Below are 26,125 nucleotides of genomic sequence, written 5' to 3'. Positions count from 1 at the left end.
CGACGGATCAAGCCCACCAGTATACGACCTAAGTCTAAAAAGGATAGGCGCAAACGACGTGTTCCGGCACGCAGCCGGCAAGCAAAACTGGCTCGGCGCCCCCTTGGCTGGCCTTAACGCCGCATGCGTGAGGCAGACATTCGGACCGAACGAGGACTAGCGGCGTTGATGCATCAACGCCGTAGGCACCAGCGCCACAAGGAAGAGCAGCGCCACGGCAAGAAAGCTTTCGCGAAAGCCCATCATGTAACTCTGAGCGTACACCACCTGACCGAGATAGTGACTGGCCGCGGCCGTCTGCAGCGACTCCGGAAGCCCGGCCTGGGCCATCAACCCGGCGGTACTCTCGAGAAGAGCGCGGGAAGCGCTGTTGGCGGCGTCCTGAGTGGCGGTGAAGGTTTGCGCATACAGTTGGGTGCGGTGCTCGAGCAGGATCGATAGCAGATTGACCCCGAATGCGCCGCCGAGCTGGCGCACGAAGTTGATCGCCCCGCTGCCCTGGCCGAGCAGCACGGCGGGCAATGCCTTGAGGGCACCGGCATTGAGGCTGGGCAGAATGAAACCCAAGCCGACGCGACCGAGCATGATCCAGCCGGCGAAGGTCCAGAACGGCGTATTGGTGTCGGCGTCCCCCATCAGGAAGCAGGACAGGGCGAACAGCACCAGGCCGAACATGATGGTAAGCGGCGGCGGCGTTCTATCGGTGGCACGCCCGGCGATGGGGAACACCAACGCCAGGATGAAGCCGGCCGGCATCAGCAGCAGCCCCGAGCGGGTCGGGGTGTAGCCCTGAACGGTCTGTACGAACAGCGGGATCAGATAGGTGGAGCCGTAGATGCCGGCGCCGAAGATGAACGCCACCACCGCGGCCCCGGAAAATATCCGGCGCGAGAACAGTCCCAGGTTGAGCAGCGGCGTGGCGGTCTTGAACTCCCAGGCCACGAACCCGACGAAGGCGAGCAGGGCAAAAGCGAAGTTCGTCAGGATGCTATCCGACAGCCAACCGTCGCGCTGGCCGTTGGACAGGCCGTTGAGCAAAGTGACCAGAAACAGCGTCAGCAGCCCGAACCCCAGCCAGTCGAAGCGTTTGGCCGGCCCCGAGTGCGGCCGCCCCGGCATGAACAGCAGCGCCAGGAAGGGCCCCGCCACGCTGAACGGCAATGCGATGAAGAACACGTAGCGCCAGCTGAAACTGTCGACCATGATCCCGCCCAGGGTCGGCCCCAGCGCCGGCGCCAGCACCACACCGATGCCGTAGATGCCCATCGCCGAGCCTCGCCGCTCGGGCGGATAGACCTGGAAGATCACCTGCATCGCCAATGGCTGCAGGATGCCCGCGGCGCAGCCCTGCAGGATACGCGCCAGGATCAGCTCGCCCTCGTTGACCGACAGACCGCCCATGATCGAGGCCAGGGTGAACACGCCCATGGCGAGTATGAACGTCATGCGTTGACCGATGGTCTCCACCAGCCAGGCGTTGAGCAGCATGGTGCCGGTCATCGCCGCCAGAAAGCCGGTGGAGAGCAGCTGCGCCTTGTCCTGGCCCATGCCGAAGGCGCCCATGATATCGGGCAGGGCAACGTTGATGATGGTCGCCGTGAGTACGGTGGCGATAGTGCCCATCATTACCGTCGCGGTGACCAGATAACGATAGGTCGGGCCATAGCGCGCAAACAACGCCTCGAGACTGTCCGGCCGCGGCGCGTCATTCACCGGTGGCAGCCTCGAGTTCCACCATCATGCCGGGTTTGAGCAGGCCATCACGCTGGGACACCGCGATACGCACCGGCAGGCGCTGAGTGATCTTGGTGAAGTTACCGCTGGGATTGGGGCTGGGCAGTAGAGCGAATTCGCTGGTGGCGGACTGGCCGACGCGTTCGACGGCGCCGTCGAAGACCTGGTCCGGCAAGGCGTCCACCCGAATATCGACATTCTTGCCGGGCCGGAAGTGACGGATATCGGTCTCCTTGATATTGGCCTCGACCCGCACCGCCTGGGGATCGTGAACCATTAGCAGCCGCTGGCCCGGCGTCACGTACTCGCCGTCGTCGACGAATACCCGGTCCACCACGCCATCGAAGGGCATCGCGAGGGCGCGATCCTCGAGGTCGAGCTGAGCCTGCTGGCGCTGGGCCCGCAATTGCTGCGCCTGGGCTTCGAGCCCGGCGAGCTGGCGCTTGAGCACCGCCAGCTCCTCGCGGTCCGCCTGGGCATTCTGCAACCGGGCACGCGCGCCGCCGAGATCCTGACGCGCCGTCTCGAGAGCAGTCTGGGTCTGGTCCAGCCGCGCCTGGTTGACCGCACCCTGCTTGACCAGCTTCGCCACCCGCTGATTGTCGATTTGCGCCAGTTTCCGCTTGGCCTCGGCCGAGGCCACCGCGGCCTTGGCGACCTCGATGGCGCTCTGGGTCTGGTGATCGACCATCTGCCAGCGGGCCTGGGTCTCATCATGGCTGGCGGTAATGGCGGCGAGTTGGGCGTCGAGTTCCTGTATCTTCAGGCGACTCTCGCGGGCATCGATGGTAACGAGGGTCTGGCCGCTCACGGCGGTGTCACCCTCGATGACCTCCACGTCGGTCACCCAGCCGGGTACCCGGCTGCTCAGTACCACCATGTCCGCGGCGACCCGCGCATCGGTGACGTTGACATGGGTGAGCTGCCCATAGAGCCAGGCACCGCCCCCGGCGAGGATCGCCAGGCCGATGACGATACCCGCCAGCATCCGCCGCCGTTGCCACCAGCCCCGACGTGGCCTGTCGGCCGGTGAAGCGCTGGATGAGGCGGGCTGCGCCGCCGCCTCATGCTGAGATTCCGCCATGTCACGTGTCCTTGCTGAAGGTAAGCCCCCGGCCATCGTCGACAACCGTGGTCCCGAGCCTGCCGACGATCCGCTCGAAGACGTCCAGGCAGGTCTGCAGATCGTCTGCGGCAATATCCGCCAGGATCTCGCCACGCACCTTGCTGGCCACGCTCTGGATGCGTTCGAGCACGGGCGTGGCCTTGGGTGTCAGATGCACCGTCTTGACTCGCCGATCGCCGCTGGTGGCCCGGCGCTCGATCAACCCCTGCGACGCTAGCCAGTCCAGCGAGCGCACCAGCGTCGGCCCCTGAACGTTGATGGCCCGGGCCAGGGTGGTTTGCGTGACCGCCTCCTGCGCCCGGGAGAGCTGCAACAGAATCCGCCAGCGCGACTCGGTCAGGCCGTACGGCGCCAGGCGCTGGTCGATTTCCGCGCGCCACAAGCGGGCGACCTGGCCCAGCATCTGGCCGAAGATTTCCCGCGGGTCGCTGTCTTGCATCTCGTGATCCTCGTTCCGGCGTCCATTGTTAGCATGGACTTAAGTAGGTAGCTAGCTATCAATAAGTTTAACAAAAAACCGCCATACCTCGACGGTCATGGCGGTTAGGTGGCGGGACTAGCCGCTGCGCCTGACCGACCAGGCCAGCGTCTCGCCGGCGCGAAACGGCACCAGGCGATACTCGCCCTCACCGATAGTCTCGGGTACCTGACGTGGCGTGCGAGTGAGTTCGATGAAATCCGCATTGGGCGCCAAGCCGTAGAAATGCGGCCCATTCAACGAGCAGAACGCCTCGAAGTGCTCGAGAGCCCCCTCCTCCTCGAAGACCGTGGCGTACACCTCGAGCGCCGAAGGAGCGTTGAACACCCCGGCGCAGCCGCAGCTCGTCTCCTTGGCGGGGGTCACGTGCGGTGCGGAGTCGGTGCCCAGGAACAAGCGCGGATGGCCGCTGGCGATAGCCCGGCGCAACGCCTGCTGATGGGTGCCGCGCTTGAGTATCGGCAGGCAGTAGAGGTGCGGGCGAATGCCGCCGACCAGCATGTCGTTGCGGTTATGCGCCAAGTGCTGCGGTGTGATGGTTGCCGCCAGGAACTCGTTGCCCTCGCACACGTAGGTGGCGGCCTCGGCAGTCGTGATGTGCTCGAAGACGATCTTGAGCTCGGGGAACCGGTGACGGATGGGTTCCATCACCTCGTCGATGAAAGCCTTCTCGCGGTCGAAGATGTCCACCTCGGCATGGGTCACCTCGCCGTGGATCAGAAGCGGCATCCCCAGGCGCTGCATGACCTCGAACAGCGGGTAGATCGCCTTGACGTCGCGTACGCCATGCGCGGAGTTGGTGGTGGCGTTGGCCGGATAGAGCTTGGCGGCGGTGAACACGCCCGCGCTATAGCCACGCTCGAGTTCCGCGGCATCGACGCTCTCGTTGAGATAGCAGGTCATCAGCGGCGTGAAGTCGTGCCCGGCCGGCAGCGCGGACAGGATCCGCTCGCGGTAGGCCTGGGCGGCTTCGACCGTGGTCACCGGCGGCACCAGATTGGGCATGACGATGGCCCGGGCATAGAGGCCGCTGGTATGGGGCAGCACCGTCGCCATCAGTTCGCCGTCACGCAGGTGCAGGTGCCAGTCGTCGGGCCGGCGGATGCGTAGGGAGGCGGCGGGTGCGGTCATGTCAGGCTCCATTTATACAAGGCTCGGGCTACAGCTAACGTCGCGCAGCCTGGATAAGGCAAGAATCGGTGTGACGCGATTTTACCGCGAGTCCCGGAAATCGGCGCATCGTTTGCGACAAATTATATCATCGGCATGGCGCCGCCCGTTGCCGGTATCGCTCATTCGAATCGCCTCATGAGGAGGCTGCCACAGCCTGGCGCCGGCGTATCAACAGCCCCAGCGCCACCGCCGCCAGCAGGGCCACCAGGGCGGCGAAGCTCATCCCCGTGGTCGCCAGCCCGAGAAAGCGCGCCGTCAGCCCGATTCCCACCACCGGAATCGAGATCGCCACGTAGGCGACAAAGAAGAAGGTCGAGGTGACCGTGCCGCGCTGGTCGGCGGGGCTGGCCGCGGTGACCAGACCCAACCCGGCGCGAAAGGCGATACCCTGCCCCAGCCCGACGATTACCGCGCCGGCCAGAAACGGCGCCAGAGAGTGAACCCCGATGCCGGCACCGACCAGACCCACGCCGAGGATCACCACCGCGCAGCCCAACGGCAGCCGCCAGGCCTTGGCGAGGCGATCCTGCACGCTCTGGCCCAGGATGGAGGCGAAGAACACCACCCCTACCACCACACCGATCAAAAAGAGGTTGTCGTAACCCAGCACCTGTCCCATGAAGGCCGGCGCCGTGGCGGTGAAGAAACCGAACACCGCGAAACCGGCGAAACCGGCGATGGCGGCAGGCAGGAACACCGCGCGCACCTCGGCCGGCACGCTCAAGCGCTGCAGGCCGAGGCGTGGATGGGCGGGCCGCTTCACCGTTTCGCGAACCCGCCACACCGCGACGGCGGCAACGACGAGCAGCGCCAGATGCACGGCATAGGCCAGATGCAGCGGCCAGGGAGCATATTCGCCTAGCCCGCCGGCCATCACCGGGCCCATTCCCAACCCGCCCATATTGGCGGCAGTGGCCGCCAGGGTGGCAAGCGGCTTGTTGTCCTCGGGTGCCAGTTCGATCACCGCCACGGTGGCGGTGCCGGTGAAGATCCCGGCGGAGACACCCGACATCACGCGCCCGGCCAGCAGCGCCACCAGGCCGTCGCTCTGCAAGAAGATCACGTCGCTGACCGCGGCGGCGAGCAAGCCTGTGAACAGCAGCGGACGCCGGCCGAGCTGATCCGACCAGCGACCGGTGATGATCAGCGCGGCGATCACGCCCACGGCATAGGCGGCGAAGATCACCGTGATCATCAACTCGGAGAAGCCGAACTGCTGCCGGTAGAGCGGATACAGCGGCGTCGGCAGGGTGGTGCCGAGCATGGTCACCAGAAAGGCAAAGGCGACACCGAGAAAGGCCAGGCGCGACATCGGCGCACCGCTGACAGCGGAATCGGGCATATCGAACGTCCTTGTGTGCAATCATCCGGTTGCGTCAGTGTAGAGGCCGCCGGGCAATGTGCGATAATGACGGCTTACTTCGCAGCGACTCAACCGGCCACCGACCATGTCCCACGGTACTCAATCTGCCGACAGCTCCTCCACCGGATACTCCTATTCCGGCACTCTGTATATCGTCTCCGCGCCCTCCGGGGCCGGCAAGACCAGCTTGGTGCGTGCACTTCTCGAGCGTGTCGAGAACATCCAGGTCTCGGTTTCCCATACCACCCGCGCAATGCGCCCGGGAGAGGCCGACGGCACCAATTACCATTTCGTGGACGTGACCACCTTCGAGGGCATGATCGCCCACGGCGACTTCTTCGAGCACGCCCGCGTCTTTGACAACTACTACGGCACCTCGCGCTCGGCGGTACAGGCGCTGCTCGACGCCGGCACCGATGTGATCCTCGAGATCGACTGGCAGGGCGCGCGTCAGGTCCGCCGCCAGATGCCAGATGCCGTCTCGGTATTCATCCTGCCACCGTCACGCGAGGCGCTGCGTGAGCGCCTGTCCGGGCGCGGCACCGACGACGACACGACCATTCATCGGCGCATGCGCGACGCGGTCAGCGAGATGTCGCATTTCGATGAATACGACCACGTGATCATTAACGACACCTTCGTCCACGCCGTGGCCGAACTCGAGTGTCTGGTGCATGCCGAACGCACCCGTCTGGCACGGGTCAGAGCCCGCCATCCCGCGCTGCTCGAAGCGCTCTTGTCACGTGAGGAAGACGTCGAGTAGACTCAGAGGTCCTACCGTATTTTCCCGTACTTGCTTCCTACTACCCTCAGGATACTTTCATGGCACGCGTTACTGTTGAAGATTGTCTGGAACACGTTGAGAACCGTTTCAAGCTGGTCATGATTTCCACTCAGCGTGCGCGCCAGCTGGCGCGCGGTTCGCGCGACGCCCTGCTGCCCTGGGAAAACGACAAGCCGACCGTGATGGCGTTGCGCGAGATCGCTGCGGGACGTGTCGATTCAAGCGTACTCGACGAGCCAATGGAGGCAGCCCCGGTCCGTGTGCGCCGCGAGCCCGAGATTGATAGCTGATCCGGCACCTTCCGCCCTACGCCAGGCGCGTCTCATGTTTACCATCGATGACCTGGCCGACCGGCTGGGCGGCTACCTGCCTGGCGAAGAGATCCAGCAGGTAAAGCGCGCCTTCTATTACGCCGAGCAGGCTCACGATGGCCAGCGTCGGCGTTCCGGCGAGCCCTACGTCACGCATCCCCTCGCCGTCGCCAATATCCTCGCCAACATGCACATGGATCATCAGAGCCTGATGGCGGCCATGCTGCATGACGTCATCGAGGATACCGGTGTGTCCAAGGATGCCTTGGCCGCCCAGTTCGGCGAGCCAGTGGCGGAACTGGTCGATGGCGTCTCGAAGCTGACCCAGATCACCTTCGAGGACAAGGCCGTCGCCCAGGCCGAGAATTTCCAGAAGATGGTGATGGCGATGTCCAACGACATCCGCGTGATCATCGTCAAGCTGGCCGACCGGCTGCATAACATGCGCACTCTCGGCGCACTGCGCCCGGACAAGAAGCGGCGTATCGCCCGCGAGACGCTGGAGATCTACGCCCGTATCGCCGGACGCCTGGGCATCAACACCATCCGCATCGAACTCGAGGACCTGTCTTTCCAGGCCATCTATCCGATGCGCGCCGAGCGTATCAAGCGCGCGGTGACCAAGGCGCGCGGTAACCGCCGCACCATGATGCGCCAGGTCCAGGACAGCCTGCAGAAGAGCCTCGACGACGACGCACTGTCGGGCACGGTGGTGGGACGTCAGAAGCATCTGCTGTCGATCTATCGCAAGATGCGCGATCAGCGCAAACCCTTCAGCGAAATCATGGACGTGTTCGGCTTTCGCATCATCACCGATAACGTCGACAGCTGTTATCGGATTCTCGGTGCGGTACACAACCTCTACAAGCCGGTGCCGGGGCGCTTCAAGGATTACATCGCCATCCCCAAGGCCAACGGCTACCAGAGCCTGCACACCACGCTGTTCGGTACCAACGGCATTCCCATCGAGGTGCAGATCCGCACCCGCGAGATGGAGGCGATGGCCAACAATGGCATCGCCGCGCACTGGTTGTACAAAGCCGGCCAAACCGAACGGCCGATCGCCGTGGGCAGTCACGCCCGTGCCCGCGAGTGGGTGCGCGGGTTGCTCGAGATGCAGCGCCACGCCGGCAATCCGTTGGAGTTCATCGAACACGTCAAGAATGACCTGTTCCCCGACGACACCTACGTGTTCACCCCCAAGGGCGACATCATGGAGCTGCCGCGAGGTGCCACCGCCGTGGACTTCGCCTACAGCGTGCACACCGACATCGGCAATAGTTGCATCGCCTGCCGCATCGATCGCCACCTCGCGCCGCTGTCCACCGAGCTGGAGAGCGGTCAGACGCTGGAGATCATCACCGCCCCGGGGGCGCGTCCCAATCTGGCCTGGCTCAACTTCGTGGTCACCGCCAAGGCCCGTTCGGCGATTCGCCATGCGCTGAAGAATCAGCAGCATACCGAAGCCGTGCATCTGGGTCGGCGGTTGCTCAACAAGGCACTGGCAGCCTTCGATACCAGTCTCGAGGAGATCCCCGATGTGCGCATGCCTGCGCTTCTCGAGGATATGCAGATCGACCATGAAGACGATCTGCTGGAATCCATCGGGCTGGGAACCCGCATGGCCTATGTGGTCGCCCGTCGTCTGGCCGAAGGCGACAGTCTTCCGCCGGCAACTGCGCCCGAGGCGAAGCTTCCCCACCACGACGGTCCCATCCAGATCAACGGGGCCGAGGGCATGGTGCTAAGTTTCGCCCGGTGTTGCCACCCGCTGCCCGGCGATCCGGTGGTCGGGCATCTCTCGGTGGGCAAGGGTATCGTCGTACATCGTCACGACTGCAATAATCTTGACGAGCTACGCGACGATCCGGACAAGCTGTTCGCTCTGGAATGGTCAAAACAGATCGAGCAGGACTTCTTGGTGGCCCTGCGTATCGAAGTCGAAACCCGACGCGGTCTGGTAGCCGAGCTGGCGAGCCTGGTCACCGATGCCGACGCCAATATCGAGCGCATCGGCATCGAGGAGCGCGATGTGCGCCTGTCGATCGTCAATCTGACACTGGCGGTGCGCGATCGCGTCCATTTGGCGCGGATCATCAAGCGCATACGCAACCTGCACCACGTCGGCCGTATCACCCGCGTCCGAAACTGAACTCCCTGCGACCGCTCTGCCGCGTGATACGTGGCGGGGCGGTCGTTTTTTATTTCCGGCCCGCCTGAACCGGCGAGCCATAACGCTGGCATACGATTACATAACGATAAGGAGAGGCATCATGAGCAATATCGCCGTCATCAATACCGAGCGCGCCCCGGCCGCTATCGGCCCTTACTCCCAGGCCATCAAGGCGGGCAACACCATCTATATGTCCGGACAGATTCCTCTGGACCCCAAGAGCATGGAAATCGTCTCCGAGGATTTCGAAGCCCAGGCTCGCCAAGTGTTCACCAACCTCTCCGCCGTCTGCGAAGAGGCCGCCGGCTCGCTCAAGGATATCGTCAAGCTCAATCTCTACCTGGTGGATCTCGACAACTTCGCCATCGTCAACCGGGTCATGGAGGAGTTCTTCAGCGCACCATTCCCGGCCCGCGCCGCCGTGGGCGTCAAGGCGCTGCCCAAGGGCAGCCAGGTCGAGGCCGAAGCGGTAATGGTCATCGGCGACTAGGTCTGTTGCCTCGGTGAGGCGGCGTAACCCGCCTAGCCCAGCGTAGACCCTTTCCACATCGTAGAGTAGAACATGCGCCTATTCTTCGCGCTATGGCCCGACGACGCCCTGCGCGAGCGGCTGCACGCCCTGGCGCAGACGGCGCAACGTACCTGCGGCGGTCGCGCCACGCGCCCGCAGGCGCTGCATCTGACCCTGGCGTTTCTCGGCGAGGTGGCGGATAGCGAGGCCGAGTCGCTCGTGGCACTAACCCAGTCGCTGCAGATCGCGCCGGGACGTTGGATACTGGATCGCTTCGGCGGCTTTGCCCGGGGCGGTGTGCTGTGGGCGGGCAGCCGCGAGCCGTCGCCTGCGCTCGCCACCCTGCACGGCCAACTCCAGCAGGCACTGGCGGAACACGGGTGGGCCATTCGCGAACGCGCTTTTCTTCCACACGTCACCCTGTTGCGCCATGCCCGAATCTCGCATCTCGAGTGCCTTGGCGCCCCGCATATGGCGTGGGAATATACCCGTCTCGAGCTGATCCATTCCATTCCCGAGGGGCCGCAGCATCGCTACCGTACGTTGGCACGCTCGGCGTGAACGCTAGAGCACAGCGGCCAACGCATTGCCCTATCCTATTGGCTCTGCTTAAATCATTACCGAAACCTAAATCAAAGGAAGGATGATGGGATTTCGCACTCTCTACGCCCCGCGTGTGCGTCTCGCGCGGGTAGGTGGCCTGGTGGTGCTCGCCGGAGCGCTTTTCAATACGGCACACGCCGATACATCCATTGCCCTGGGCTCGACCAGCGAAACCACTCCGGCCTACAAACTGGAGATTGATAGGCAGTTCCCGCTGCGCCAGTGGCATCCGGCGCTGAGCCTGCGCCTAGCGGGAGGCGCCATGTGGCTCCCCGGCGACGATGGCGATGACAATGCCGCCCTGCTGCTGACACCGGCGTTTCGCTATACCTTTCTGGGCACCGCCTACCGTCCCTTTATCGAGGCCGGCGTAGGCGCTGCCGTGTTTCTCGACACGCGCTTCGAGGACCGCAAGTTGGGATCAGCGTTTCAGTTCGAGGATCGCTTGGCTGTAGGCATGCGGTTAGGGCCGGGCGAGTTGGGGGCAAGTGCCACCCACTACTCGAACGCCGACATCAAGTCGCCCAATGACGGCTTCGAGATATATGCAGTCAATTACCGGTTGCCCCTGTAACCGGGGCAACCGTAAAGGAGGGTTTACACGCTTTCGGGCTGCCGGGAACCGTTTTCCTTCAACACCTGGGCATAGCCTTCGCGATAGGTGGGATAGCGGAAGCGGTAGCCCGTCTCGCAGAGACGGGTATTATCGCAACGCTTGCTGGCGCGTCGGCGTAGTGGCGATTGGATGGTCTCGGTGAGTTCCACCTTGAGCTGTTTGGCCAACCAGGCCATGACTTCATGCAGCGGCGCGGATTCGCAATCGCTGGCCAGATAGAGGTCGTCGACCGTCTGACCGTCCAGGCTACGCTGAATGAGATGCGCCAGGACGCCGGCACAATCGTCGCGGTGAATCCGGTTGGAGTACATCGGCGGGTTGGCCGCGGCGATACGGCCTTCGCGGACCTGGCGAATGAGGCCGTCCCGGCCGGGGCCGTAGATGCCCGAGAAACGGACCACTGTCCCGGGCAGTTCATCGGCCAGCAGCGCCTGTTCGGCGTCATGCATCAGCTGACCGGAGAAACCATGGGGAACCGTCTCGGCGCTTTCATCGACCACTTGCCCTTCCTGCTGAGCGTAGACACTGGTCGAGGAGACGAAGAACACCCGCTCGGGACGCTTCTTGCGGGTCTTCAGCTCCGCAAGTACCGCCTTCATGCCCTGCGGATAGGCCGCTTCATAGGCGCTCTCCTCGAAGCGGTCGGCGGTCAGCACATACACGACGATATCCGCGTCGGGGAGCTGCGCAAGCGCGCCTTCGGCATTAATGTCCAGCGCCAGAGGCTCGATTCCGGTACCCTCCAGGAGGGTAGCGTTACGCCGCACACCGACGACACGGTGTCCAGCGGCCTTGAGTTGTTTGCCGAGAACGACACCGATGTCGCCACAGCCGAGAATCAGACACGTTTTCTTCACCTTTCCCTAGCCTCTTGGTAAAAAGTCCCTTTGATAAAAAGCCCCTGGGTGATACATCCTTGATACAAAATCGAACTCATCGTGCTGATAGGAAGCCCTTGCGGGCCGAACCATGACTCTAACAGAACTCCGCTATATCGTAACCTTGGCACAGGAACGTCATTTCGGACGCGCCGCCGAGCGCTGCTTCGTATCGCAGCCGACACTTTCGGTGGCCGTCAAGAAACTCGAGGAAGAACTGGGCATTGCCCTGTTCGAACGTTCCAAGTCCACGGTTCAGGTCACCCCGCTCGGCGAGAAGATCATCGAGCAGGCCCATCGTGTCCTCGAGCAGGCCAGCGTGATCAAGGAAATGGCCAGTGAAGGCAAGGATCAGCTGGCCAGCCCGCTGCGCATCGGCGCCATCTATACCATCGGCCCCTATCTGTTTCCGCACCTGATTCCCGAACTTTCGCGCAGTGCCGCGCAGATGCCGCTGTACATCGAAGAGAACTTCACCGCCGCGCTGCGCCGCAAGCTGCGCAATGGCGAGCTCGACGCGATCATCGTTGCGCTGCCGTTCACCGAACCGGACGTGCTTACCAAGCCGCTCTACACCGAGCCTTTCGAAGTGCTGATGCCCGCCGGCCATGCCTGGACCCGCAAGGCTTCCATCGACAAGGAAGATCTATTGCAGGAAAAACTGCTGTTACTCGGCGAGGGTCACTGCTTTCGCGAACAGATCCTCGAAGCCTGTCCGGCGATCAGCACCCAGCTCAACAGCCCCGGCAATACGCTGATTGCCGAAGGCGGTTCGCTGGAAACCATTCGCCACATGGTCGCCTCGGGACTCGGTGTCACCATCCTGCCGCACTCCGCCATCGGCACCGGCCACTACGAATCCGGCATGCTCGAGAGCCGCCCCTTCTCGAGCGACGCTCCCAACCGCACCGTCGCTGTCGCCTGGCGGGCCAGCTTTCCGCGCCCCAAGGCCATCGATGCCCTGACCCAGGCCATCGACTTCTGCCAGCAGCGCGACTTCGAGGCGGCATGAGCGCGCTCGATGCCCCGGTATCGGCGCTCACCGGTGTCGGCGAGGCCCTGACGGCCAAGCTGGCCCGGTTGCATATCGCGAGCATCGCCGACCTGCTGTTCCACTTGCCGCTGCGCTATCAGGATCGCACCCGTATCACCCCCATCGGCACGCTGCGTGCCGGCCACGAGGCAGTGATCGAAGGCGAAATCTCGGCTGCGGATGTCATCAAGGGCCGCCGACGCAGTCTGTTGGTGCGGCTCAAGGACGACTCGGGCATCCTCAGCCTGCGCTTTTTTCATTTCTCCCCGGCTCAGCAGCAGCAGTTCGCGCGCGGCGTGCGGGTACGCTGTTTCGGCGAGGCCCGCGCCGGGAGCACCGGGCTCGAAATCTACCACCCCGAATATCGCCTGTTGACCCAAGGCGACGCGCCGGTCGACGAGCACCTGACACCGATCTACCCCACCACCGAAGGGCTCACCCAGCCGCGCCTGCGCGGATTGATCGGCCAGGCGCTCAAGGCGCTGCAGGAGTCTCCCGAGGCATTGCCGGACTGGATTCCCGTGCCCCTGCGCGAACGTTTTCAGTTGCCCGATCTGCAGGGTTCATTGCGCTATCTGCACGAACCGCCTCCGCAGGCGCCGGTGGAGCATCTCGCCACCGGCCAGCATCCCGCCCAGCGGCGTCTGGCGCTGGAAGAGCTGCTCGCCCATCAGTTGAGCCTGCGCCAGGTACGTTTGCGCATTCAGGCGGATGGAGCGCCGGCACTGCCCTCCGGGCGCAGCCTGCAGGCGCGTTTTCTGACCCAGTTGCCTTTCGCATTGACGGGAGCCCAACGCCGCGTGCTCGACGAGATCGCCCGCGATCTCGAGATGCCCATTCCCATGCTGCGTCTGGTGCAGGGCGACGTGGGCTCGGGCAAGACCGTCGTCGCCGCCATGGCCGCGCTGCAGGCGATCGCCGGCGGCTGCCAAGCGGCGATCATGGCGCCCACCGAGATTCTCGCCGAACAGCATTACCGTAATTTCCGCGACTGGTTCGTGCCCTTGGGCATCGATGTCGCCTGGCTGGCCGGCAAGCTCAAGGGCAAGCTGCGCCTGGATACCAAGGCTGCGATCGACGATGGCCGCGCCCAGGTCATCGTTGGCACGCACGCCCTGTTCCAGAGCGACGTGCATTTTCATCGCCTGGGCCTGGCCATCGTCGATGAACAGCATCGTTTCGGCGTTCACCAGCGCCTGGCGCTGCGCGAGAAGGGCGAGGCAGGCGGGCTGACGCCCCATCAGCTGATCATGACCGCCACGCCGATACCGCGCACCCTGGCGATGAGCGCCTATGCCGACCTCGATCTGTCGGTGATCGACGAACTCCCTCCTGGACGCACCCCGGTGCAGACGGTGGCCGTTCCCGACGAGCGTCGCCCCGAAGTGGTGGCACGCATTCGCCGCGCCTGCGCCGAAGGGCGCCAAGCCTACTGGGTATGCACCCTGATCGAGGAATCCGAGGCGCTGACCTGCCAGGCCGCCGAAGTGACCCGTGAAACCCTGGGCGAAGCACTACCGGAACTGGCGATCGGCCTGATACACGGCCGCATGAAGCCGGCCGAAAAGGCCGAGATAATGGAGGCGTTCAAGGCCGGTGAGCTGGACCTGTTGGTCGCCACCACGGTGATCGAGGTCGGTGTGGACGTACCCAACGCCAGCCTGATGATCATCGAAAATCCCGAACGCCTGGGACTGTCCCAGTTGCATCAGCTGCGCGGACGTGTGGGCCGCGGCAGCACCGAGAGCTTCTGTGTACTGCTTTATCATCCGCCATTGTCGGCGCACTCGCGGGAGCGTCTGGGGGTGATGCGTGAAACCAGCGACGGCTTCCGTATCGCGGAAAAGGATCTGGAGCTGCGTGGCCCCGGGGAGGTTCTCGGTACTCGCCAGACAGGCCTGGCGCAGTTGAAGATTGCCGATCTTGAACGCGACCGCAATCTGCTCGAGGTCGTCAGTGCCCTGGCCAAGGCTCTGCTCACCGAGGCGCCAGACGCCAGCGAGCCGTTGATCCGACGCTGGCTGGGCGAGCAAGCCGGACGTTACGGGCAGGTCTAAGGCGTTTAACGAACGTGTGCAACTGATGCATGGCAAGCCGAAGTGGCAGCAGGTTGCGCGTATCCGCGCCGGCAAGCAGGCTCCGGCGCGAGTACGAACTCTGCAGGCGTTACTTGGACACGGCGTCCTTGAGTGCCTTGCCGGGCTTGAAGGCGACGGTCTTGCTCGCCGGAATGGTCAGCGGCTGGCCGGTCTGCGGGTTCTTGCCCGTCCGCTCGGCACGCTCGCGCACCACGAAGGAACCGAAGCCGATGAGCGAGACATCGTCGCCCTTGGCAACCGTTCCGGTGATCTCGTCGAGAATCACATTCAAGACCTGACTGGCCTTGTCCTTGGAAAGATCAGCACGCTCGGCGATCGCCGCAGCGAGTTCTGGCTTGCGCATAAAGCCCTCCTGATGGAATAAAACATTGGCATCGCAGCAGCGGATACCGGTTGTTGTTTTCGAACGTTAGCGATACATGCCGTTACAAGACCGCGGATATAATGATATGCCGTGATCAGCCGGGTTTGTCCAGCGGATGCTAAAAAAAGCACGCGTTTGCTAAAAAATCACGTCGCCCCCCCCCGGCTGGCGACCTGCAACATGGCTAGCCTAGCAATGCCGGGGCCATCCGCGCCAGTTCAACTTTGCGCCGCACGCAGGCACCGGTCAGGGCAAAGCCCATCAGACGCCCCTGATCGTCCTCGGCCAACGCCGTCAGATCGGCGCCATCGCCCTCGACACGCCAGCGCGCCGGCCCCTCGCGTGGCGGCAGCGCCACGACCGGACAGGCCGGTGTCTTGACCAGTACCGGCCAAGGGCCGTAGCGCACCTCGCTCGGCGTCCCGGTCAGCGTCGCGGCCAGGGCCTTGGCGCTAGCCTGCAGAGGTTGAACGTACATGGCGTTGATACCCGCCACGCAGGCTGCATCGCCCAACGCATAGACATGCGCCTTCGACGTTGCCAGGGTGCGGTCGGTATGGATACCCGCCACGCTCACCTCGAGCCCGGCGGCTTGCGCCAACGCCGTACGCGGCGCCAGCCCCGTGGCCATTAGCACCACATCGGCCAGCAGCGTTTGGCCATCATCGAGAGTGAGCTGGATATCCTCCCCTGCGGAAGCGATAGCGGCGAGCGAACGTGGCAGTTGCATGACGACGCCACACGCCTGCAGAGCCTCGCCTAGGGCGCGTCCCAACGGCGGAGGCAACAACCGCGCCAGCGGGGTAGTCTCGGGAGCGATCAGCGTGACGGCATGCCCGGAACTGACCAGATCGTTGGCAAACTCGCAGCCGACCAGGCCGGCCCCGAGAATGGCGACACGCGCCGCTGGGCGGTGAACGGCGAGCGCACGATGAAAGTCCCGATAGTCGTCGAGATCGTTGACGGTGAAAACCCGCCGGTCAAGCTCGGCGGGAATGGCGAAGGGGACACGTGGTGCAGCGCCAGTGGCCAACACCAGATCGCCGTAGGGCAAGCGCTCTGCACCCAGCACCAGTTCGCGGGCCGCCACATCGATGGCATCCACCCAAGTATGGGTGCGGACCCCCGCGTCGAGCGCATCGGCCACCTCGAGGGCCGAGCGCTGCACGAGACGCTGCGGCGCCAACCCCTTGACGAAACCCGTCGATAACAGCGGCTTGGAATACTCATCGCCGCTGTCGGCGGTTATCAGGGTAATGGCCCGCTGCGGATCGCGGGCACGGATCTGGCGGGCCAGGCCCAGGCCGGCCATGCCAGTGCCGAGTATGATCAACGGCGCACTCATGGGGCTCCTGCCGGATAGCGTCACGGAAGCTGCATGTTACACTACCCCCCGCGTTTTGACTCGGAGATCCCGGTGCCCAAAGATCGATCCGCTTGCCTGCCTTCGAGCGTGCGCTGGCGGCCCGCTGCCGCCTGGCGACCCGAGATGAGTCCCCGCTGGTGGCAGTGGATAGCCTCTACCGACTCGTTGACGTCACGCTTGATCGACGCGGCCGAGGGCGACTTCGAGGTCCGCCTGATAGCGCAGCGTTTCGTCCGGCCACGCCCGGACGAGGCCATGGCCCTGAAGATTCCGTTTGCGCAGCGCGTCTGGTGTCGCGAGGTCGCCTTATGTGGCGGCGGTCACCCCTGGGTGGCGGCACGTTCGGTGGCGACACTCGCCTCACTGCAAGGCCAGCGGCTCGGCCAGCTTGGTGAGCGCTCGCTGGGCAGCTGGCTGTTTCGCCAGCCTGATCTTGAACGTGGACCGATCGAAGTGACACAAGCGTCGGCGCCGTTTTATGCCGAGTACGGCCCATGGGGTCGGCGCTCCATGTTCCGCCATGGCCGCTTCTCGGTCCTGGTACAGGAATTCTTTCTCGCACGCATGGCGGATGAACTGAGCCTGCCCAGACGCTAGACTGTTTCGCGACCCGTTTCCGGAGCTCCCCATGGAACACGCCCATCGTCCTCGCGGCCTCGCCCGCCTGACCGATTTTCTGCATCTGACCCGCCTTGATCGGCCGATCGGAACCTGGCTGCTGATGTGGCCCACCCTATGGGCGCTGTGGCTAGCCGCGGAAGGTCTGCCCGAGCGCACCACGTTGTTGATCTTCGTTGCCGGGGTCTACCTCATGCGTGCCGCCGGCTGCGTGATCAACGACTATGCCGACCGCCACTTCGATGGCCACGTCAAGCGCACCCGGGACCGTCCTCTGGCCACGGGGCGTATCACCGAAGCCGAAGCCAAGGGACTCTTCGTGGCGTTGGTGGCCATCGCCTTCGTACTGGTGTGCTTTACCAACCTGTTTACGGTGATGCTGTCGCTGGGCGGCGTGATACTGGCGTTTATCTATCCGTTCATGAAGCGCTACACGCACTTGCCCCAGGTGGTGCTGGGCGCGGCTTTCTCGTGGGGCATTCCCATGGCATTCGGCGCCGTGCGTGAGAGCGTGCCGCTGGAAGCCTGGCTACTGCTGGCGGCCAATGTGGCCTGGACGGTGGCCTACGACACCGAGTATGCCATGGTCGATCGCGACGATGATCTGAAGATCGGCATCAAGTCCACCGCGGTGCTGCTGGGCCGTGCCGATCGCCTGGCGATCGGCCTGCTGCAAGCCCTGACTCTGGTGCTGCTGGCCTGGGTCGGCATGCGCATGGCGCTGGGCGGATTCTTCTGGCTGGGGCTGGCGGCGATGGCCGCCATCTTCGTTTATCAGCACGCCCTGATTCGCAAACGTGAGCGCATGCCCTGCTTCCAGGCATTTCTCAATAATTTCTGGGCGGGACTGGTGGTGTTTGCAGGCATCGCCCTGACACTCTGGCCCCAGGCGATCTAAACTCGCGTAGCAGGCACAGACGGAGCGTTGTCATGGCAATGTCACATAAGCGCGGTGTAATTGTCATTATCCTGTCATTGCCGGGTGCTTCGCGCACTTCCCGGCCATTTGCATGAGGCAAGGGCATGACCGCCAAGACCGTTCTTATCGTCGATGACGAAGCCGCGATCCGCGAGATGATCGCCGTGGCCCTGGAAATGGCCGATTATCGAGTGCTGGAAGCCGACAATGCCCAGAGCGCCCACGCCGCGGTGGTCGACCATCAGCCCGATCTGGTGCTGCTCGACTGGATGATGCCCGGCACCAGCGGGATCGAACTGGCCCGGCGCTTGAAGCGCGAAGACGCGACCCGCGAGTTGCCGATCATCATGCTCACCGCCAGGGGCGAGGAGGATAACAAGATTCAGGGGCTGGAAGCCGGGGCCGACGATTACATCACCAAGCCGTTCTCCCCGCGCGAGCTGGTGGCCCGGCTCAAGGCGGTGCTGCGGCGGACCACACCCCAGGGTGTCGAGGACCCCGTCGAGATCGAGGGGCTGTGCCTCGATCCCGCCAGCCACCGGGTCTCCGCGCATGGCAGCGCCGTGGAGATCGGCCCCACCGAATATCGCCTGTTGCAGTTCTTCATGACCCATCCCGAGCGCGCCTACACCCGCGGACAACTGCTCGACCAGGTGTGGGGCGGCAATGTCTATGTCGAGGAGCGCACCGTCGACGTGCATATTCGACGCCTGCGCAAGGCGTTGGGAGACGGACATCAACATCTGATCCAGACCGTTCGGGGCACCGGCTACCGCTTCTCCGCCAAGGTGTAGATGTGCATTACTGGACTAACGAGCTGTGGCGTCTGGCCTATCTGACTCTCGGGCTGGGTGGGCTGGGTCTGTTACTTGGTTACCCCGGCTGGGGCGTGGCGGCCGGACTCGGGCTCTACGTGTTCCTGCACCTGCGCCACCTGCGCGCGTTATATGTCTGGCTGCTCTACCATCCCCAGCAGGAGCCTCCGCCCGGTAGCGGCGTGTGGGGCGATCTCTTCGACCGTCTCTACAAATACCAGAAGGATCAGCGCCAGAGTCAGGATCGTCTGCGTGACATCATCCGTCGCGGCCAGGAGTCCTCCGAGGCAATGCGCGACAGCGTGGTCATGCTTGACAGCCACGGCGACATGGAGTGGTGGAACAGCGCCGCCGAACGGATGCTGGGGCTGCAAGCCGCCCACGACCGCGGCCAGCACATCACCAATTACCTGCGTGATCCACGCTTCATCGCCTACTTCAATCACGGCGACTACCGCGAGCCGTTGACGCTCTCCTCGCCGATTCAAGACGACCTGATCCTGCAGTACCAGATCACCCGGTTCGGCGACAACGAGCGCCTGGTGATGGCCCGCGACATCTCGCGACTGCACCGCCTGGAGCAGATGCGTCGCGATTTCGTCGCCAACGTCTCCCACGAACTGCGTACGCCGCTGACCGTGCTTGCCGGCTATCTGGAAACCTATACCGAGTATGCCGACCAGTTGCCCGCCCGCTGGCAGCGCGGTCTGTCCCAGATGCAGGAGCAGACCGCCCGCATGCAGAGCCTGGTCAATGATCTGCTGCTGCTGTCACGCCTGGAGAACGATAATATCCCGCCGGATGCCGCTCCCCTGTCCATCGACACGCTGCTCGAAGAAGTGCGCCACGATGCACAGGCGTTGTCCGGGGACCGACATACGCTGCGTACGGAAATCCGTGAACCCCGCGCGCTGATCGGCAATGCCCAGGAGATCCGCAGCGCGTTGTCCAATCTGGTCTTCAACGCGGTGCGCTACACCCCGCAGGACAGCACCATCATCATGCGTTGGGTGCCGTGGGAACAAGGCGCCGCCCTAGAGGTGGAAGATGACGGTGAGGGCATCGAGACGCAGCACCTCGCGCGTCTGACCGAGCGTTTCTACCGCGTCGACAAAGGACGCAGCACAGCGACCGGCGGCACCGGGCTGGGGCTGGCCATCGTCAAGCATGTATTGCTGCGCCATGGTGCCCATCTGGAAATCGTCAGCCACCCCGGCGAAGGCGCACTGTTTCGCTGTATCTTTCCCGCCGATCATCTGGGCGAAGCAGCCGTTCAATCACCGCGCGCCTTGTCCAGTGGGCAATTACCGCAGTAGCCCACGCCGGGCAACAGGTAACGGATACAGCATACCCGCCGCACCCGTCCGATCTCGCCGTTTTCCTGCTGCACGTAGCGAATAGGCTGATACAGCGGGTTGCGTGAGCCATCCGCCAGCTGGCGTAGCGCCATCAACCGCTCGCCCTCGACGACCGCCGCCGGTGGATCGGGCCGCGCCTTGAGTTGGGTCATCAGATATTCGTAGTAGTGGCCAACGTTGCTCCACAAGGCACGTGGCGCGATACCGGTATGGTGCGCCATCGCCATGATGGCCGGCGCCAGCGTATCGTTGATCAGCGGCAGCAAGCGCGACTCGGCCCTGGCATCCGCCACCGGTTCCCCCTCGTGGGGGATCACCAGCGCCTCGACCAGCCCATCCATCCCCAGCACCAGACCCAGGCGATCGAGCGATAACGGCAGTTGGCGATTCAGGAGCAGATTGGCGGCCACCGGGACATAGACCGTGGCGACAAAGAAAAACTTCGACCACTGCGACATGACGGCCCGGCAATCCCCTTGGGGATACTCGCGACCATAGCGAACCAGCACCTCAGACAGACCCGAAGGAGTGAAGAGTTCACGCGCGGGCAATACCGGCTGCAATGCCTCGCAGGGCAGTACCACCTTGCGCTTGAAGGCCGCTAGCGGGCCGATAAACAGAGGGGAAAGAGAGGAGATCACGTCCAAGGCTCCTGCGCCGCGTCAGAATGCCATTGCCGGAACCCGAGGCAACCCCATCATGCTCACGGTGGCCACGACCGGTGAGGAAAAACAACGAAGCCGGCAAAATGCCGGCTCGATCAAGCGTGAAGCAAACCACTCCGATTCAATGCCGCCCCTCGCTCAGGGGCGGCATCGCGTGGTGTTACGCCGTAGCGTCTTCATAGCGACGCAGGACTTCTTCCCAGTCGATGACGTTGAAGAAGGCACCGATGTACTCGGGACGGCGGTTCTGATACTTCAGGTAGTAGGCATGCTCCCAAACGTCGAGCCCCAACACCGGCGTGTTGCCGTGCATCAGCGGGCTGTCTTGGTTGAGCGTGTTCTCCACCACCAATTTCTTCTCCGGCGTCACGCTGAGCCAAGCCCAGCCGCTGCCGAAGCGGGCCACGGCCGCTTGAGTGAACGACTCCTTGAAGGCATCGAAACCGCCCAGCTCGCTGTCGATGGCCTCGGCCAGCTTGCCGGTCGGCTTGCCGCCGCCATCCGGGGACATGATAGTCCAGAACAGCGAGTGGTTGGCATGACCGCCGCCATTGTTGCGTACGGCAGTCCGGCTCTCCTCCGGCACCTGGTTGAGATCCGCCACGATGGCCTCGACCGGCATGTCACCCAGCGAGGTACCTTCCAGCGCCGCGTTGAGCTTATCCACGTAAGTCTGATGGTGCTTGGTGTAGTGGATTTCCATCGTTCTGGCATCGATGTGCGGTTCCAGCGCATCGTAGGCATACGGAAGCGTCGGTAGAGTATGGGCCATAGTCAAAGACTCCCTTCAGATGAAACGTCAAATCGGTGAATGACGCACGAGACCCGAGTCGGCCTCGCTACCAGCGAAGAAGGCCTGACCTCCTCCGCGAATTCCGGCGAATGCCGCCATGGGCAGTCGACAACGCCGACGTTCGTCCGTGCTGTCGACAACGGCTTGGCACCGCAACCGGTCCCGCTTCGAAATGCCTCGTCGGAAGTGCAGGAAACCCCTACCTCACCGAGGCCCACGAAGACGGCCCGGTCATCATGTTCTATATGTTGATATATGCACGGAAAGAGATAAATCAAGACCCTTGTTAAAAATAGTGCTCATGCTGTATTTGGCAAGTCGAGCGTTGCCGCTCTCACCACGCGATCTCTAACGCCGCGCGGGCAACTGTCGATAGTGACGATCCCACAACATTACTGCCCCGGCCACGCCCCCCGGCAGTAGCACAAGATTGGCCAGCGGCACCCAGGTGGCCACCGACATGCAGGCGCCAAAGGTCAGCGTCGGCCACCAGCGTACGCGCAGCCGCTGGCGCATGTCACGAAAGCTGACCTGATTGTTGTCCATTGGATAATCGAGATACTGAATGGCCAGCATCCACGCGGAAAACGCCGCCCAGGCGAAGGGCATGAGCATGTTGACGCCCGGCACGAAGCCGAGCAGGAACAGCAGGGCCATGCGCGGCAGGATGTAGCCCAGCTTGACCAGTTCGCGCCCCACGGCATCGATGGCGGTTCGGGTCAGGCCGCGATCGTCCAGCGGAGGCTTGCCGGTGAGGCGCAGCTCGACCTTTTCGGCCAGAAAGCCATAGAACGGAGCTGCGATCAGATTCGACACCAGGGTGAAGGTGAAGAACACGATCAGCATCAGGCTCAGCACCAGCAGCGGCCAGATCAACCACTCCAGCCAGGCCAGCCAGCCCGGCACCTTGAGCATCCAGTAATCGACCCAGCCCGCGAAATTACGCAGCAAATAGACAATGGTACCGGTATACAGCAACAAGTTGACCAGAACCGGCGCAATGACGAAGCGGCGCAGGCCGGGAGACAGCACCAATCGCGTACCGCTGACGATGGCGCTCAGCGCATTGTTCATGCAGACACCCTCTGACTCGTCTCGTGAGCGTGAGAGGCTATCATGAGTCATCGTCGCGTGCCGCACGCAGCGCCCAGCCGACCGCCCGAACGGTCATTCCTGGCGATGCAGTACGCGGCACACACCCTCAAGGCATGATCGAGTCGTCGTCGAGATCGCTGATGTCGGTATGTCGGATATCGAGTCCCTTGACCAGATACACTACATGTTCCGCCAGGTTATCCGCATGGTCGCCGACGCGTTCCAGCGCGCGCAGGATCCACATTACGCTGAGCACCCCCGTGATCGAGCGCGGATCCTCCATCATGAAGGTCACCAGCGAGCGCATCGCGGTAGTGTATTCACTGTCCACCTGGTTATCGTCGTGGACCACCTTGAGCGCCAGTTGGGTATCGAAACGCGCAAATGCGGTCAGCGCGTCACGGACCATAGTGCGCACCAGCTCGCTGATGTGGCGCACCTCGACCAGACCGCGCGGGTTGCGCTCCGAGCCGATCAGCGAGATCGCGTTGCGGGCGATCTTGTTGGCCTCGTCACCGATGCGCTCAAGGTCCGAGGTCGCGCGGATCACCGCCAATACCAGCCTCAGATCGGAGGCCGCCGGCTGACGCCGGGCCAGAATACGGGTGCACTCCTCGTCGATCTTGAGCTGCATGTCGTTGACGGCCTTGTCGTTGTCGCGCACGCGCTCAGCCAAGCCGCTGTCGGCATCCAGCAGCGCCTGAACGGCATCCTGCACCTGACGTTCGACCAACCCACCCATGGCCAGCAGGTGGGTCTTGAGCTCGTCGAGTTCCTGGTTGAACTGCTTGGAAATATGCTGGCTATGAGTATCGCTGGTGATGTCCATGAACAACCTCCACTGGGGTCGTGTCGCTCGGCTCAGCCGAGGCGGCCGGTAATATAGTCTTCGGTGCGCTTGAGGCGCGGATTGGTGAACAGTGCGTCGGTCGCGGCGTACTCCACCAGCTCTCCCGCCTGCAGGAAGGCGGTGACATCCGACACTCGCGCCGCCTGCTGCATGTTGTGAGTTACCAGAATCAGCGTCAGCCGGGACTTCAGGCTGCGAATCAATTCCTCGATCTTGAAGGTCGAGATCGGGTCCAGCGCCGAGGCCGGCTCATCGAGCAGCAGCACTTCAGGCTGCACCGCCAAGGTTCGGGCGATGGTCAGGCGCTGTTGCTGTCCACCGGAGAGTGTCCATGCCGAGGCATGCAGACGATCCTTGACCTCCTCCCATAACGCCGCCGAGACCAGGGCCCATTCGATGACTTCCTCCAGATCGCGCTTGCGCTTTACCCCCTGCAGGCGCAGGCCGTAGGCAACGTTTTCGTAGATCGACATGGGAAACGGATTGGGCGACTGGAATACCATGCCCACCCGCCGGCGCAGCTCCGCCACGTCCACGCCACGCGCATGGATGTCCTCGCCCTCGAGTGTCACATGCCCCTGCAGGCTGACCTGATCGTTGAGATCGTGCAGACGATTGAACACTCGCAACAACGTGGATTTTCCGCATCCGGAAGGTCCGATGAAGGCGGTAACGCGATGTCGCGGAATGCGCAGGCTCAGCTCATGCAGCGCCGGCTTGCCGGCATAGGCCAAACTCAGCCCCTCGACCTCGAGGCAGCTCGACTCGGGAGCGAACTCAGCGATTACCGGCGAGGCCTGACGCCCCGGAGCGGATAACGACGACGTAACGGACAACGGCGATGATTCTCCTAATGTTCGAGCGCGCGATGACGCATGCGTAGATGATGACGTAGGAATATTGCAGTCAGGTTAAGCACCGCAATCACCCCTACCAGCAATAGCGCCGTGGCATAGACCAACGGCAGCGCGGCTTCGACGTCGCGACTCGCAAAACTCAGATCGAACAGATGATAGCCCAGATGCATGAACTTCCTTTCCAGGTGCAGGAAGGGAAATTCGTCATCCAGGGGCACCTCGGGCGCCAGCTTGGCCACCCCCACCAGCATCAGTGGTGCCACTTCGCCCGCGGCACGCGCCACGGCCAGGATCACCCCGGTCAGCATCGATGGCAGCGCCATGGGCAATACCACCCGCCGCAGCGTTTCGGCACGCGTCGCTCCCAATGCCAGCGAGCCCTCGCGCAGCTGTACGGGAATGCGTGCCAGCCCCTCCTCGGTGGCGACGATGACCACCGGCAGCGTCAGCAGCGCCAACGTCAGCGAGGCCCACAGCAGGCCGCCGGTACCGAACGTCGGGGATGGCAGGCGATCCGCAAAGAACCAACTATCCAACTGACCGCCGATGCCATAGACGAACACCCCCAACCCGAACACGCCATACACGATGGAGGGCACCCCGGCGAGATTGCGCACCGCAATGCGTACCAGCCGGGTCAGCAGACCCTGGCGCGCCACCTCATTTAAATAGATTGCAGCCAGCACGCCGAACGGCGTCACCAGCAGCGACATTAATATCACCATCAACACGGTGCCGAAGATTGCCGGCCACACCCCGCCTGCCGTATTGCCGTCTCGCGGGCCCTGCGACAGAAAGGCCCATACCTTCCGTGCCCAGTGGATTACCTTATCGGGCATGCTCATGGCGTTGGGGCGATACGCCGCCAGCACTTCGCTCAAGGGTTGCTCGATCCGGCGGCCCTCGACACTCTCCAGCACCACCGCGTCCCGGGCCATGGCAGCCTGCAGCGCCATGATCCGTTCACTGGCCGCGTCCAGCTCCGTCCGCAGCGTCTGCCCCCGCGGATCGTCGTCACCGCCATTGCGAGGATGCGTCTTATCCCGATGTTCCAGCTCGCGGACCAGGGGCATGACGAGTGTCTCACGCAGTGCGTCACGTTCGTCGCGTAACGTCGCGACCCGGGCCAAGCGGGTTTGCAGTGTGGCCCATGTCTCCGATGTCGGGCCACTGTCTGCGACGGGCTCACCATTTTCAAGCACGCCCACGACGCGCCCGATAAACTCGCTCCAGCGCGTACGCTCGACGACTGCCAGCTCCGACGGCCTCTGTCGCAACGCCACTCGATCATGGCTGATCCAGCGCCACACCTGACCGTCCAGATCGCGATTACCGGTGCGATAAAGCGTTTGCGCGGCAATCTCGGGAGCGTCGGCCGGGGTTTCGCGTACGGCGACCCCGGCCAGACGGCTGCCGTCTTGCAGCGTCACCTGCGTGACCGGGGAGGGCCAGAAATGCGCCAATCCGCGACCGGCCAGCAACCCCAGCAGGACGAGCACCATCAGCAGCGATAGCGCCACGCCGGCGGCGCTCAGCCAAGGCC

General features: G+C 63.6%; 26 protein-coding genes. 12 read left to right on the top strand and 14 right to left on the bottom strand.

Features of this window, described 5'->3' with window-relative positions; all coding sequences use genetic code 11:
- Positions 1–156 precede the first annotated feature (156 nt).
- From ACW4DH_RS05595 to ACW4DH_RS05575, 5 genes are all read right to left on the bottom strand, one after another.
- Complete coding sequence (locus tag ACW4DH_RS05595) at positions 157–1,713, bottom strand: DHA2 family efflux MFS transporter permease subunit (RefSeq protein ID WP_459635371.1); 1,557 nt, start codon at positions 1,711–1,713, stop codon at positions 157–159.
- Positions 1,706–2,818 carry an HlyD family secretion protein gene (locus tag ACW4DH_RS05590; protein ID WP_459635370.1) on the bottom strand — a complete coding sequence of 371 codons (1,113 nt, stop codon included), beginning with the start codon at positions 2,816–2,818 and terminating at the stop codon, positions 1,706–1,708. Before ACW4DH_RS05590 ends, ACW4DH_RS05595 begins: the two co-directional genes overlap by 8 nt.
- Position 2,819: 1 nt before the next feature.
- The gene (locus tag ACW4DH_RS05585) at positions 2,820–3,299 is read right to left on the bottom strand and encodes a MarR family transcriptional regulator (RefSeq protein ID WP_459635369.1); all 480 of its coding nucleotides are present in this window, start codon (positions 3,297–3,299) and stop codon (positions 2,820–2,822) included.
- A gap of 117 nt (positions 3,300–3,416) precedes the next feature.
- Entirely contained in the window at positions 3,417–4,469 is a 1,053-nt protein-coding gene (gene pyrC, locus ACW4DH_RS05580) for a dihydroorotase (protein WP_459635368.1), read from the bottom strand.
- A 175-nt stretch (positions 4,470–4,644) separates the two neighbouring features.
- The gene (locus ACW4DH_RS05575; RefSeq protein WP_459635367.1) at positions 4,645–5,853 is read right to left on the bottom strand and encodes an MFS transporter; all 1,209 of its coding nucleotides are present in this window, start codon (positions 5,851–5,853) and stop codon (positions 4,645–4,647) included.
- A gap of 106 nt (positions 5,854–5,959) precedes the next feature.
- On the opposite strand from ACW4DH_RS05575, the gene gmk reads away from it, so the two are divergent.
- From gmk to ACW4DH_RS05545, 6 genes are all read left to right on the top strand, one after another.
- Positions 5,960–6,637, top strand: coding sequence for a guanylate kinase (gene gmk / locus ACW4DH_RS05570; protein ID WP_459635366.1), 678 nt, complete (start codon positions 5,960–5,962; stop codon positions 6,635–6,637).
- 59 nt (positions 6,638–6,696) lie between these two features.
- Positions 6,697–6,948 carry a DNA-directed RNA polymerase subunit omega gene (gene rpoZ, locus ACW4DH_RS05565; protein ID WP_459635365.1) on the top strand — a complete coding sequence of 84 codons (252 nt, stop codon included), beginning with the start codon at positions 6,697–6,699 and terminating at the stop codon, positions 6,946–6,948.
- A 34-nt stretch (positions 6,949–6,982) separates the two neighbouring features.
- On the top strand, positions 6,983–9,121 hold the full coding sequence (gene spoT, locus ACW4DH_RS05560; protein ID WP_459635364.1) for a bifunctional GTP diphosphokinase/guanosine-3',5'-bis pyrophosphate 3'-pyrophosphohydrolase: 2,139 nt from the start codon (positions 6,983–6,985) through the stop codon (positions 9,119–9,121).
- A gap of 121 nt (positions 9,122–9,242) precedes the next feature.
- Positions 9,243–9,632, top strand: a complete 390-nt coding sequence (locus ACW4DH_RS05555; RefSeq protein WP_459635363.1) for a RidA family protein — start codon at positions 9,243–9,245, stop codon at positions 9,630–9,632.
- 72 nt (positions 9,633–9,704) lie between these two features.
- Positions 9,705–10,214, top strand: coding sequence for an RNA 2',3'-cyclic phosphodiesterase (gene thpR / locus ACW4DH_RS05550; protein ID WP_459635362.1), 510 nt, complete (start codon positions 9,705–9,707; stop codon positions 10,212–10,214).
- Between the two features lie 85 nt (positions 10,215–10,299).
- Positions 10,300–10,830, top strand: a complete 531-nt coding sequence (locus tag ACW4DH_RS05545; RefSeq protein ID WP_459635361.1) for an acyloxyacyl hydrolase — start codon at positions 10,300–10,302, stop codon at positions 10,828–10,830.
- 23 nt (positions 10,831–10,853) lie between these two features.
- Here the strand turns inward: ACW4DH_RS05545 and ACW4DH_RS05540 are convergent, their stop codons facing one another.
- The gene (locus tag ACW4DH_RS05540; protein WP_459635360.1) at positions 10,854–11,729 is read right to left on the bottom strand and encodes an SDR family oxidoreductase; all 876 of its coding nucleotides are present in this window, start codon (positions 11,727–11,729) and stop codon (positions 10,854–10,856) included.
- A 112-nt stretch (positions 11,730–11,841) separates the two neighbouring features.
- Between ACW4DH_RS05540 and ACW4DH_RS05535 the strand changes: the two genes are divergently transcribed.
- Entirely contained in the window at positions 11,842–12,762 is a 921-nt protein-coding gene (locus tag ACW4DH_RS05535) for a LysR substrate-binding domain-containing protein (protein ID WP_459635359.1), read from the top strand.
- Entirely contained in the window at positions 12,759–14,840 is a 2,082-nt protein-coding gene (gene recG / locus ACW4DH_RS05530) for an ATP-dependent DNA helicase RecG (protein WP_459635358.1), read from the top strand. The genes ACW4DH_RS05535 and recG overlap by 4 nt, the downstream gene beginning before the upstream one ends.
- 109 nt (positions 14,841–14,949) lie before the next feature.
- On the opposite strand, the gene ACW4DH_RS05525 is transcribed toward recG, so the two are convergent.
- Both ACW4DH_RS05525 and ACW4DH_RS05520 read right to left on the bottom strand, forming a co-directional pair.
- Positions 14,950–15,225 (bottom strand): HU family DNA-binding protein, encoded by a 276-nt coding sequence (locus tag ACW4DH_RS05525; protein WP_459635357.1) that lies wholly within the window; start codon positions 15,223–15,225, stop codon positions 14,950–14,952.
- 205 nt (positions 15,226–15,430) lie between these two features.
- Positions 15,431–16,591 (bottom strand): FAD-dependent oxidoreductase, encoded by a 1,161-nt coding sequence (locus ACW4DH_RS05520; RefSeq protein ID WP_459635356.1) that lies wholly within the window; start codon positions 16,589–16,591, stop codon positions 15,431–15,433.
- A gap of 72 nt (positions 16,592–16,663) precedes the next feature.
- On the opposite strand from ACW4DH_RS05520, the gene ACW4DH_RS05515 reads away from it, so the two are divergent.
- From ACW4DH_RS05515 to phoR, 4 genes are all read left to right on the top strand, one after another.
- Complete coding sequence (locus ACW4DH_RS05515) at positions 16,664–17,209, top strand: chorismate--pyruvate lyase family protein (RefSeq protein ID WP_459635355.1); 546 nt, start codon at positions 16,664–16,666, stop codon at positions 17,207–17,209.
- A gap of 31 nt (positions 17,210–17,240) precedes the next feature.
- Positions 17,241–18,128 carry a 4-hydroxybenzoate octaprenyltransferase gene (gene ubiA / locus ACW4DH_RS05510; protein WP_459635354.1) on the top strand — a complete coding sequence of 296 codons (888 nt, stop codon included), beginning with the start codon at positions 17,241–17,243 and terminating at the stop codon, positions 18,126–18,128.
- A 125-nt stretch (positions 18,129–18,253) separates the two neighbouring features.
- On the top strand, positions 18,254–18,943 hold the full coding sequence (gene phoB / locus ACW4DH_RS05505; RefSeq protein WP_459635353.1) for a phosphate regulon transcriptional regulator PhoB: 690 nt from the start codon (positions 18,254–18,256) through the stop codon (positions 18,941–18,943).
- Between the two features lie 2 nt (positions 18,944–18,945).
- Positions 18,946–20,280, top strand: a complete 1,335-nt coding sequence (gene phoR / locus ACW4DH_RS05500; RefSeq protein ID WP_459635352.1) for a phosphate regulon sensor histidine kinase PhoR — start codon at positions 18,946–18,948, stop codon at positions 20,278–20,280.
- Here phoR and fhuF read toward each other — a convergent pair.
- The 6 genes from fhuF to pstA form a co-directional block, all read right to left on the bottom strand.
- The gene (gene fhuF, locus ACW4DH_RS05495; RefSeq protein WP_459635351.1) at positions 20,238–20,963 is read right to left on the bottom strand and encodes a siderophore-iron reductase FhuF; all 726 of its coding nucleotides are present in this window, start codon (positions 20,961–20,963) and stop codon (positions 20,238–20,240) included. The genes phoR and fhuF overlap by 43 nt on opposite strands.
- 184 nt (positions 20,964–21,147) lie before the next feature.
- Positions 21,148–21,759: a superoxide dismutase gene (locus ACW4DH_RS05490; protein WP_459635350.1), complete on the bottom strand. Its 612-nt coding sequence runs from the start codon at positions 21,757–21,759 to the stop codon at positions 21,148–21,150.
- A 369-nt stretch (positions 21,760–22,128) separates the two neighbouring features.
- Positions 22,129–22,854, bottom strand: coding sequence for a sulfate transporter CysZ (gene cysZ, locus ACW4DH_RS05485; protein WP_459635349.1), 726 nt, complete (start codon positions 22,852–22,854; stop codon positions 22,129–22,131).
- A gap of 127 nt (positions 22,855–22,981) precedes the next feature.
- Positions 22,982–23,704, bottom strand: a complete 723-nt coding sequence (phoU, locus tag ACW4DH_RS05480) for a phosphate signaling complex protein PhoU (protein ID WP_459635348.1) — start codon at positions 23,702–23,704, stop codon at positions 22,982–22,984.
- Between the two features lie 32 nt (positions 23,705–23,736).
- Entirely contained in the window at positions 23,737–24,510 is a 774-nt protein-coding gene (gene pstB, locus ACW4DH_RS05475) for a phosphate ABC transporter ATP-binding protein PstB (RefSeq protein WP_459635533.1), read from the bottom strand.
- A 65-nt stretch (positions 24,511–24,575) separates the two neighbouring features.
- Positions 24,576–26,084 carry a phosphate ABC transporter permease PstA gene (gene pstA, locus ACW4DH_RS05470; protein ID WP_459635532.1) on the bottom strand — a complete coding sequence of 503 codons (1,509 nt, stop codon included), beginning with the start codon at positions 26,082–26,084 and terminating at the stop codon, positions 24,576–24,578.
- Positions 26,085–26,125: the final 41 nt, after the last annotated feature.

The organism is Halomonas sp. WWR20, from assembly GCF_054602495.1.
This window is presented reverse-complemented; position numbering and strand designations above follow the sequence as displayed.